General features: G+C 31.3%; 6 protein-coding genes and 1 pseudogene. All 7 read right to left on the reverse strand.

The window, feature by feature from the left end; genetic code table 11:
* Positions 1 to 229 precede the first annotated feature (229 nt).
* Positions 230 to 1,666, reverse strand: a pseudogene (glgA, locus tag ACTQYZ_RS08925) (glycogen synthase GlgA); the annotation flags it as partial.
* Positions 1,667 to 1,676: 10 nt separating this feature from the next.
* Positions 1,677 to 2,768: a glucose-1-phosphate adenylyltransferase subunit GlgD gene (glgD, locus tag ACTQYZ_RS08930; RefSeq protein ID WP_441416444.1), complete on the reverse strand. Its 1,092-nt coding sequence runs from the start codon at positions 2,766 to 2,768 to the stop codon at positions 1,677 to 1,679.
* Positions 2,768 to 3,919: a glucose-1-phosphate adenylyltransferase gene (locus ACTQYZ_RS08935; protein WP_441021681.1), complete on the reverse strand. Its 1,152-nt coding sequence runs from the start codon at positions 3,917 to 3,919 to the stop codon at positions 2,768 to 2,770. Before ACTQYZ_RS08935 ends, glgD begins: the two co-directional genes overlap by 1 nt.
* A gap of 31 nt (positions 3,920 to 3,950) precedes the next feature.
* The gene (locus tag ACTQYZ_RS08940; RefSeq protein ID WP_441416445.1) at positions 3,951 to 6,437 is read right to left on the reverse strand and encodes a glycogen/starch/alpha-glucan phosphorylase; all 2,487 of its coding nucleotides are present in this window, start codon (positions 6,435 to 6,437) and stop codon (positions 3,951 to 3,953) included.
* A 41-nt stretch (positions 6,438 to 6,478) separates the two neighbouring features.
* Positions 6,479 to 8,419 carry a 1,4-alpha-glucan branching protein GlgB gene (glgB, locus tag ACTQYZ_RS08945; RefSeq protein WP_441416446.1) on the reverse strand — a complete coding sequence of 647 codons (1,941 nt, stop codon included), beginning with the start codon at positions 8,417 to 8,419 and terminating at the stop codon, positions 6,479 to 6,481.
* 23 nt (positions 8,420 to 8,442) lie between these two features.
* The gene (locus tag ACTQYZ_RS08950; protein WP_441416447.1) at positions 8,443 to 9,669 is read right to left on the reverse strand and encodes a glucose-6-phosphate isomerase; all 1,227 of its coding nucleotides are present in this window, start codon (positions 9,667 to 9,669) and stop codon (positions 8,443 to 8,445) included.
* 21 nt (positions 9,670 to 9,690) lie between these two features.
* Positions 9,691 to 11,316 carry a phospho-sugar mutase gene (locus ACTQYZ_RS08955; protein WP_441021688.1) on the reverse strand — a complete coding sequence of 542 codons (1,626 nt, stop codon included), beginning with the start codon at positions 11,314 to 11,316 and terminating at the stop codon, positions 9,691 to 9,693.
* Positions 11,317 to 11,525: the final 209 nt, after the last annotated feature.

The raw sequence follows: 11,525 nt of genomic DNA on the forward strand, positions 1-11,525 counted from the left end.
TAGTTTCTTTCTTTTCTTCTGGCTTTACTTCTTCAGCTTTTTTAGTTGCAACTGATTCTTGCATTTTAGTATCAGTATCTTTTTCTTCTTTAACTACTTCTTTTTTTTCTTCAATTACTTTAACTGTTTCTTCATTTTTTTCATTATTTTCTATAGTTTTTTCTTCTTTAGCTACTTTATCATCCTTTTTTTCAACTACATATGGTTCAATTTCAGGATGAAGTTGTTCATATAATTTCTTATATTTATCAGCAGCTACATTCCAACTAAAGTCTGTTTTCATAGCAGTTTTTTGCATCTTTGTCCATGCATCTTTATTATTATAATACAAATCTATTGCTGCTTTAATTGTAAACAACATTTCATGAGCATTATAATTTGCAAAACTAAAGCCAGTTCCTTCACCTGTGTACATATTATAAGGTTTTACGGTATCTTTAAGTCCCCCTGTTTCTCTAACAATAGGAAGTGTTCCAAAGTGCATTGCTATCATTTGAGATAATCCACATGGTTCAAATAATGAAGGCATTAGAAGCATATCTCCACCTGAATATAATCTATGACTTAAAGGTTCGCTAAATCTGATATTTGCACTTACCTTACCTGGATATTTATAAGAGAAACCTTTAAACATTTCTTCATATTCATAATCTCCCGTACCAAGTACTGCAAATTGAACTGATTGTTGCATTAGCTCATCTAAAACTCTTTGAATTAAATCAAGACCTTTTTGTTGCGTTAATCTTCCTATCATTACAATTAAAGGAATATCAGCATTAACTTCAAGACCAAGTTCTTTTTGAAGTTCTTCTTTACATTTTCTCTTTCCTGCTAAATCATCTGCAGAGTAGTTTGCAACAATATTTGTTGATTTTTCAGGATTAAAGAAATCAACATCAATTCCATTTACGATACCATATAAAACATTACTTCTTCTTCTGAAAATATCTTGCATATTTTCTCCAAAGAAATCACTTTGTATTTCACCGGCATATGTTTCACTTACAGTTGTTAAAATATCACTATAACATAAAGCACCTTTTAAGAAATTGATAGATTGAGAATCACATCTTAATTGTTCTGATGCTGCTTTATTTTTATCTAAACCTAATATATCACCAAGAACCATATCAGACATTTGTCCTTGGAATTTTAAATTATGAACTGTAAATACAGTTTTTATATTATCATAATTTCCTACACCATTATAAAATTCACGAAGGAATACAGGAGCCAACGCTGTATGCCAATCATTACAATGTAGAACATCACATTTAAAATCAGGCAAATACTGTAAACATTCCACTATTGCTTTTGAGAAAAATGCTATTCTTTCCCCATCATCAAAATAACCGTATGCTCCTCCTCTGTTAAAATAGTATTCATTATCTACAAAATAATAAATTACGCCTTGATATGTTATTTTTTCTATTCCGCAAAATACATTTCTCCACCCAAGAGGCATATAAAAATCACAAACATGCTCCATTTGATCTTTATATTCCTGTGGAATATCTCTATATTTTGGAACAATAACACGAACCTCAACCCCATCATTTTGTAATGCTTTAGGCAAAGATCCTGCAACATCTCCAAGTCCACCCGTTTTCATAAACGGATAAGCCTCAGAAGCTGCAAATAATACATTTAGTTTTCTTTTAACCATTACTTACACCCTATTCATTTTTTTCTTTAATGAAAATATCATCACTGGTTCCTTTAATCATTAAACCTTCACCAATAATATTTCCTTTATCTATTATAGCATATTCTATCTGTGCTCCAGACTTAATTACGCAATTTTGCATTATAATACTATTTTTTACAACAGCACCTTTTTCTATTATTACATTACGGAAAATAACGCTATTTTCAACAGTACCTGCTATTTTACAACCTGCCGGTACAACACTGTTTCTTACATGACAGCCTCTTTCGTATTTTGTAGGTGCAGAGTCTTGAACTTTTGTAAGTATTCTTGAATTTGATTTGAATAATTCTTCTGCAATTCCTTCTTTAAGTAAATCCATATTTCCTTCAAAATATGAATCAACATCGAAAATACATCTTGAATATCCTACGTATTCAAAGGTTTTTACATTTAATTTATTATAAGAACCTTTTAATGCTTCAAATAAATCTAAATAGTCAATTTCATTGAACCATTCAAAAATATTTAATAGAGTTGCTCTGTTAATTATAAAACATTCAATAAATGCTTTATCACCCTTTTTAACACCTTTAACTACATCTACAACTTTTCCGCCGGCTTCTTCTATTTTTAGTATATTTTCATTATCATTTGAAATTACTTTATAAGCCATTGTTATATCAGCTCCGCTTTCAACATGAGCTTTATATAACTGTGTATAATCAATGTTATTGATAATACTTGCTGAAGAAATTACTATGTATGGAGCAGGTGAACGTTTAAAGAACACGTCATTAATTTTAAAATCTCTTATAACAAATTTTTCATTTCCAACACATATACCATAAGATGTTCCCGGAAGAATATGAAGACCTCCTCTTTTTTTATCTAAATCCCATTCTTTTCCGCTTCCAACATGGTCAATAATAGAACGATATCTTGCAGGTTGTATAAGTCCTATTGTATTAATCCCTGAATTAACCATATTTGAAAGTGGGAAGTCAATTAGACGATATCTGCCTGAATAAGGAAGTGAGGCCATTGTCCTTTTATTTGTTAAAATATTTAAATCTGGTGTCCCATAATTTGCTGTTATAATACCTACTAAATTTTTCATTATTCTGCTCCTCCACCACTATAAATTTCATCATTACCTATCAATTGAATTTCAGCACCTTCTTCATCACTACCGAAAACAACATTTTGTTTTACAACAGAATTTTCTCCTACAACGGCATTAAAAACTTTGGCTTCTTTTTCAATTGTAACGCCAGGTAATAGTATTGAATCTTTTACGTATGCACCTTCTTCAACAGTACATCCTACACTAATAATAGAATGTTCACATGTTCCCTTTATATGACATCCATTTGCAACCAATGATTGTTGAATATCAGCATCAGGACCGATAACTTGAGAAGAATATATATTAGCATTACTCATAATCGGAGCAGTTGGATCATCCAATATAAATTCAGGTTTTTCTTCAAGAAGTCCCATACCTGTTTCATGATAACTTTCAATAGTTCCAACATCTTTCCAATAACCATCAAATTCATATGTATATAATCTCTTACCTTCTGAAAGAAGTTTAGGTATTATGTTTTTACCAAAGTCATGGTCTGAATTTTCATCTTCAGCATCTTCAACAATAGCTTTAAGTAAAACATCTTTATTGAAAATATATATCCCCATTGATGCTAAATTTGAATCCGGTTTTGGTGGTTTTTCTGTAAATTTAACGATTCTGCCTTCTTCATCAGCAGTTAAGATACCAAATCTTGAAGCTTCTTCCCATTCAACAGGTTTAACAGAAACGGTTAAATCAGCTTCATTTTTCTTGTGAGTATTTAACATATCTTCATAATCCATACGATAAATATGATCCCCTGAAAGGATTAATACATAATCTGCATCATATTGGTTTATGAATTCTATATTTCTGTATATAGCATCTGCAGTTCCAGCATACCAAGCTCCACCTGTTTGAGTTTCATAAGGTGGAAGAATGAAAGCTCCGCCTTCTCTTCCATTCAAATCCCATGCAGCCCCGCTACCTATATATGAATTTAAAGCAAAAGGTCTATACTGTGTTAAAACACCTACTGTTGAAATATTTGAATTTGCGCAGTTTGATAATGAAAAGTCGATTATTCTATACTTTCCACCAAAAGATACGGCTGGTTTGGCAATGTTTTTTGTTAAGGCTTTTAAACGGCTACCTTGACCTCCTGCAAGAAGCATTGCAATACATTCGTTTTTTCTCATATTTAATTAAACTCCTTTTTATCTATATCATTTATAGATTATTTTTTATATTCCATACTTCTTCACAATATTGTTTTATAGTACGGTCACTTGAGAAATAACCTGATTTTGCAGTATTATGAAGAGATATTTTATTCCATTTATTTCTATCTAAATAAAGTTTTTGTAAATTATTCCATCCGTTCATATATGATTCAAAATCTTTAAGTACAAAGAATTCATCATTGCTTCTAAGCAAAGTATCATATATCAAGTTGAAATTACCTGATAATTTACCAAAAGTTCCATCAACAAGTTCATCAACAAGTCTTTTTATTCTTTGATTATTATTGTATTCGTCCCATACATAATAATTATGATTTAATCTATAACTATCAACTTCTTCGGCTTTTAAACCAAATATTTCTATATTATCCATTCCAACTTTTTCAGCAATTTCAACATTCGCACCGTCTAATGTACCTAACGTAATAGCACCATTCATCATGAATTTCATATTACCGGTACCTGATGCTTCCATTCCAGCTGTTGAAATTTGTTCACTGATATTTGCAGCAGGATATATAAGCTGACCATTTGATACTGAGAAGTTTGGAACAAATGCAACTTTTATTTTTTCTGATACACCTTTATCATTATTTACAACATCAGCAACAGAATTTACAAGTCTAATTACATCTTTCGCGAAATCATATCCTTGAGCAGCTTTCCCTGCAAAAATAAATGTTGTAGGTTGAATATCCATATTTGGATTTTCTTTAAGCTGATTATACAAATCAATTATTTTTAGAACATTAAGAAGCTGTCTTTTATATGCATGAAATCTCTTTACTTGTATATCGAAAATTGAATTAGTATCAATTTGAACACCTGATGTATCTAAAATATATTTTGCCAAGCGTTCTTTATTTTCTTTTTTGCTTTCATCCATCTTTTCAAGGAAAGAACTGTCATCTTCATATTTTTGAAGTTTTTCAAGTTCATTTGTATCTTCTAACCATTTATCCCCAATAGCATCAGTTATAAGTTTAGAATAAGAAGGATTTGCTTCCCTTAAAAATCTTCTGTGAGAAATTCCGTTTGTTTTGTTTTGGAATTTTCTTGGATTTAATGTATAAAATTCTTTTAATGTATCTTTCTTTAATATTTCAGAGTGTAGTGCCGCAACACCATTTACAGTATGAGAGCAAATTACAGATAGATTTGCTGTTCTTACTTCTCCACCCCAAAGAATTGCTGTGTTTTGATGTAACTCTTGCCAATTTTCAATGTTTCTAGGGAAACTTTCCCTATATCTTCTATCAATTTCTTCAACAACATCATAAACCCTAGGAAGTAGTTGTCTAAACATGTCAATAGGCCATTTTTCCAAAGCTTCAGGAAGAATTGTATGGTTTGTATATGAAATACTCTTGCAAGTTATATCCCAAGCATCATCCCATTCCAAACCTTCTTCATCAATAAGACGTCTCATAAGTTCAGGTGCACAAAGTGCAGGATGGGTATCATTAGTATGAATTGCAACCATATCAGGAAATAACTTCCAATCTGTTCCATGCCATTTTTTAAATGTAGAAATAATATCTGCAATACCTGCAGAAACAAACATATATTCTTGTTTTAGTCTTAATACTTTTCCGGATAATCCATTATCATTTGGATATAAAACACTTGTAATTGCTTCTACATCGGAACGGAACTTCATTGCACCCGCATAATCCCCATTATTAAATGCATTCATATCAAAATTTTGTTCATAAGGTTCAGCACTCCAAAGCCTTAAAGTGTTGACTGTTTTCCCGCCATACCCTACGATAGGAACATCATAAGGTACAGCAATTATATTTTCTGTATTTTCCCATGAACAATATAATTTATCATTCTCATAATTTCTTTTTACTTCGCCACCAAATTTAACAACTACAGCTTTATTGTCTTTTCTGGCTTCAAAAGGAAAACCGTTTTCCAACCAGTTATCAGGTAATTCAACTTGTTTTCCGTCTTTTATTACTTGTTTAAAAAGTCCGTATCCATATCTTATTCCCATTCCATAACCTGCATATCCCATACTTGCAAGAGAATCTAAAAAGCAAGCAGCAAGTCTTCCAAGTCCACCATTTCCAAGTCCGGGATCTCTTTCATTTTCACATAAACTATCAAGATCCTCTCCCAAATCCTTTAAACCTTCTTTTACAATATCTTCAACTCCAAAATTTATCAGATAATTTTTAAGTAATTTTCCGATTAAGAATTCCATTGAAAAATAATATAATCTTTTTTGTGTTTTGTTTCTATAACCATTCTTACAATCATTACCAATTTCATTGGATTGTTTTTGAATTAATGTTGCAAGCATATTGTATCTATCAACACTATTTGACTCTTCAAAACTAGCACCTAATTCTTTTTTAAAAATATTTAGATATTTTTCTTTAAAATCTTCTTTATCTTTAAAAATTTTATTATTCTGATTATTTTCTTGTTCGATATTTTTTTTACCTTTGTTAAAAACCGCCATTATTTAATTGTCTCTCTCTCTATTTTGTTTTTGTTGTTTTTTCAGCTTTTGCTGCTTTTTTTACTCTTAGTTGTAGTATTTGTTTTTCTCGCAGATTTTTTTGCAGTTGCTCTTTTTAATACCACACCACCGATTGGAGGAAGTTTTATCTTTATGGAATTTTCCATTCCATTACATTCTTTTTTCTTAGACTTAACACGTCTTGTATTAACAACGCCACTACCACCAAATTCTTCACTGTCTGAATTAAATATTTCAACATAATCTCCGGCTTTTGGAACTCCAACCATAAAATTATTATATGTTTCAGGAGTAAAGTTTATTATAACTATTAAATCATCTATAGGTCTGTTTCCATGTCTTATGAAAGAAATGATTGAACGTTCATTATCATCTGCATCAATCCATGTATAACCTTCCCAAGAAGAATCTTTAATCCATAATGATTTTGTTTTTAGATAAAAATCATTTAGTGTTTTTATATAATGAAGTTGTTTTTTATGCGTGTCATATTCGTCAATCAAGAACCATTCAAGTTGTTCATAATATCTCCATTCTATAAACTGACCAAATTCACTTCCCATAAAATTAAGTTTTCCACCCGGATGTGTCATTTGATATAAAGCAAGAACTCTAAGTCCTGCAAATTGTCTCCAATAATCTCCTGGCATTTTACCAATTATAGAAGCCTTACCGTGAACGACTTCATCATGAGATAGTGGAAGAATAAAGTTTTCATTATATGTATACATCATTGAAAAAGTAATCAAATTGTGATTATAAGGTTTAAATGGAAAATCTGTTCTAAAATAATTTAGAGTATCATTCATCCAACCCATATCCCATTTATAATGAAAGCCTAAACCTCCAACTTCCGGAGGCCTTGTAACAAGAGGCCAAGCCGTACTTTCTTCTGCTATTAACATTACATCAGGATACATTGTTCCTATTGTTTTATTCATATTTTGAACAAAATCAATAGCATCTAAGTCACCTTCCGTACCATCAAGATTATATTTCTTTTGTGATTCATCATCTATACCAAAATTCATATATAAAATACTGCTTACACCATCAACTCTAATTCCGTCAACATGATATTTTTCAATCCAATATAATGCATTTGAAATAAGAAAACTTCTTACTTCTCCTTTTGAGAAATCAAAATTGTATGTACCCCATTGTGCATGTTCTTTTGACTCATATACTTTATCTCCGTTTAATCTACCAAGTCCGTGAGCATCTTTACAAAAATGTCCGGGAACCCAATCTATTATTACACCTATACCGGCTTTATGAAAACTTTCAACAAGATGCATAAACTCTTTAGGAGTACCATATCTTGAAGTCGGAGCAAAATACCCTGTTATTTGATATCCCCAAGAACCGTCAAAAGGATGTTCCATTACAGGCATTATTTCAACATGTGTATATCCCATCTCTTTTACGTAATCTACAAGTTCTTTTGACATTTCGTCATAGGTATAATAACTACCGTCTTCATGACATCTCCAAGAACCAAGATGCACTTCATAGATATTAAGAGGTTTTGTTGTATGGTTGTGTTTTTGTCTTAAATTCATCCATCTTTTATCTTTCCAATCATATCCCTCAATATCAATTGTAACAGAAGCCGTTGCGGGTTTTACTTCAGCGTAAAAAGCATACGGGTCTGCTTTATATATTAGCTCGCCTTCTTTTGTTTCAATTACAAATTTATAAAGCTCACCTTCTTTTATTCCTTCGATAAATCCAGAAAAAACACCATTTCCGTCATCATGTAAAAAGTAGTCTTCAGTGTTCCAATCATTAAAAGAACCCACAACTCTTACACTTTTTACATCCGGAACCCAAATTCCAAAATTATATCCTTCTTTTCCGTCTATTTCAGCAGGATGAGCGCCTAACTTATCAAATGCTCTTAAATATGTTCCTTCTGCAAATAAATACTGTTCATCGTTTGTTAATAAAGTTTTTGACATTTGTGCGCCACCTCATATTTTTTTTATAATTCATTTATTAATTTTCTCATTTCACTCTTATAACCTTCTACTCCAGGTTGATCGAATGGATTAACACCTTGCATTGAAGCAGCAATACCACATGTCATTTCAAAGAAGTAAATCATTTGTCCAAGATTGTATTCATCAAGTTTTTCTATTGAAATAGTATTAATTGGAACTCCAGCTTTTTCATGAGCTAAAATAACCCCGCCTTCAGCACATCTGTTAATATCTTCTAAAGTTTTTCCTGCATATGGATCTCCTGCTATTTCAGGAATAGTAAAGTTTAAGTTTGGTTCATCTATTCTAATTACTGTTTCATATACAATAGGATTACCTTGTTGTAAGAATTGACCTATTGAATGAAGGTCTCTTGAGAAACATAAGCATGCAGGATAAGCACCTTTACCTTCTTTTCCTTCGCTTTCACCAAATAATTGTTTTATCCATTCTCCGAAATATCTTAAAGTATCTTCAAAATATTCAAATACTTCAATAACTTTTCCACTGTTTAAAAGTTCAACTCTTGAAATAGCATATTTTAAAAGTTCATCTTTCCAGCCTTCATCTTCTTCCATATCTTTAGCACCTTTTAATAATGCATCAATATCTGCACCTGCTGCTGCGATTGGAAGTAATCCTACAGGAGTAAGAACTGAATATCTTCCGCCTACGTTATCAGGAATAACAAAAGATTTATAGCCTTTTGCTTCAACTTCAGGTCTTAAAGTTCCCCTTACTGCATCTGTTACAACATATATTCTCTTATCTGCTTCAGCTTCACCGTATTTTTCAATTAATTTTTCTTTCAAAATTGAATAAGCCATTAATGGTTCAACAGTTCCGCCTGATTTAGAAATAACACAAATACAAGTTTCTTTTTCTTCCATTGCTTTTACAACTTTATTCATTGTTGTAGCTGACATATTATATCCTGCAAACATTACTTCAGGATAATCGTTTTTGCTTCCATCAAGAGCATCTATTACTGCTTGAGCTCCAAGATATGAACCACCAATACCTATAACAACAAATAAATCACATTTTTCTTTTATTTCTTTTGCTGTTTGTTTAATATCTTCAACCATATCTTTATCTATTGTTGATGGAAGATTTGCCCAGCCTGTAAAATCTTGATCTCCTTTTGCAAGTTCCCTATGCCATTTACTTGCAACATCCATTGACTCCTGTTTAATTTCAATACCGTTTCTTGATAAATCTATTCTCATTTTTTATCATTCCTCCTAAAATTATAAAATTGTATTAAAGCGATTTAAAATATCTGCTTTTCTTTCTTCTAATTTAGCTTCATCATCTTCATAGAAAGACATGTAAAGTTTTACTTTTGGTTCTGTGCCGGAAGGTCTTACAATTACCCTTGTTCCATCACCTTTTTCAATTAAAATCATGTTTGTTATAGGAAGCCCTGTTCCTTCTTTGCTGTAATCTTCATATTTAACTACATCAGAAAATACTTCATTTGCACTTTCTTTTGTTGAAATCTTATCCATGATACTTGATACTTGTGATATATCATCAATATCAACGCTTACTGTTATATCAACACAGTGTCCAAATTGTTCATATAAACCGTTTAGTACATCAAATAAGGTTTTACCTTGTGCTTTATAATAAGCAGCCATTTGACAAATTAATTTTGCAGCAACAATACCATCTTTGTCTCTTGCATATTGACCAACCAAATATCCATAACTTTCTTCAAATCCGAAAATAAATGAATCTTTTAATAAATCAATTTGTTCACCAATCCATTTAAATCCAACAAGTGTTCTTCTAACACTTACACCGTATTTTCCAACAACTTTATCAACCATTGGAGTACTTACTACTGATGTTACAATTGTTTTATCCTGTGGATTATCAACTCTTGAACTAATATAATCAGCAAGCAACATTCCGATTTGATTACCTGTTAATACTTGATAATCATCACCAACTTTTATCATCATTCCGGCTCTATCACAATCCGGATCCGTTGCAACAATAACATCTGCATCTTTTTCTTTTGCAAGTTTTATTGCCGGTGTATAAACTTCATATTTTTCAGGATTTGGAGCAGGACATGTAGGGAAATTACCGTCTGGTTCTTCTTGTTCTTTCACTACATATACTTTATCAAAACCATTCATTGATAGAATTTGTTGAACAGGTTTATTACCTGAACCATTAAGAGGTGTATATACTATTGAAATATCTCTTTCGCTTGACCAATCTGAAGCTTTGTTTGCTTCTTCAAAATATGCATTCATAACTTCATTTGGAACATATTCCCCATTTCCATTCATTGCTTCGTCAAAAGATATATATTTAACATCCTTGAAAATATCTATTCCAGCTATATTGGTTTCTATTTCATCTGCTGTTTCATCTAATATTTGACCACCTGTTGAAGCATAAACCTTGTATCCATTATATTCTTTCGGATTGTGACTTGCCGTGATCATTATACCCGCATCACATTTCAAATATCTTGTTGCAAATGAAAGTGCGGGAACAGGCATAAGTTCACTAAACATATATGTTTTTATTCCATTTGCTGCTAAAACTCCCATTGACTCTTCGGCAAATAATCTTGAATTATTTCTGCTGTCATAACTTATCACAACAGTTGGATTATCAAAGTATTTATTTAAATACATAGCAAGCCCCATTGTTGCTCTTCTGACAACATAAATATTCATTCTGTTTGTACCAAGACCCATTATCCCTCTAAGACCTGCAGTACCAAACTTTAATTCTTGAGAAAAAGCCGAGTTTAATTCTTCGTCACTCATAGAATTAAGCGTCTGTTTTTCACTGTCAGTAAGTAAAACACTGTCCTTCCATTTTTTTACCTTTTCTAGCATATCTATCATACTCTACACCTCTTTAAATATTTATTATTTCACACTTTAAAAGTGAAACGATTTCATATATTTATTATAACGTTTTTATTATCATTTTTCAAGGGTAGGTTGCATAAATATAGAATATTTACACAACTTTTACGAAACCATAAAAAATAACATATATTTTTTTTATTTTTTTTATTTACAAAAATAGTGAAAACAAATAGAACTGTCTC

This window comes from Anaerofustis sp. LCP19S3_F7, from assembly GCF_052119445.1.
In the GTDB taxonomy this organism is placed as follows: Bacteria; Bacillota; Clostridia; order Eubacteriales; family Anaerofustaceae; genus Anaerofustis; species Anaerofustis butyriciformans.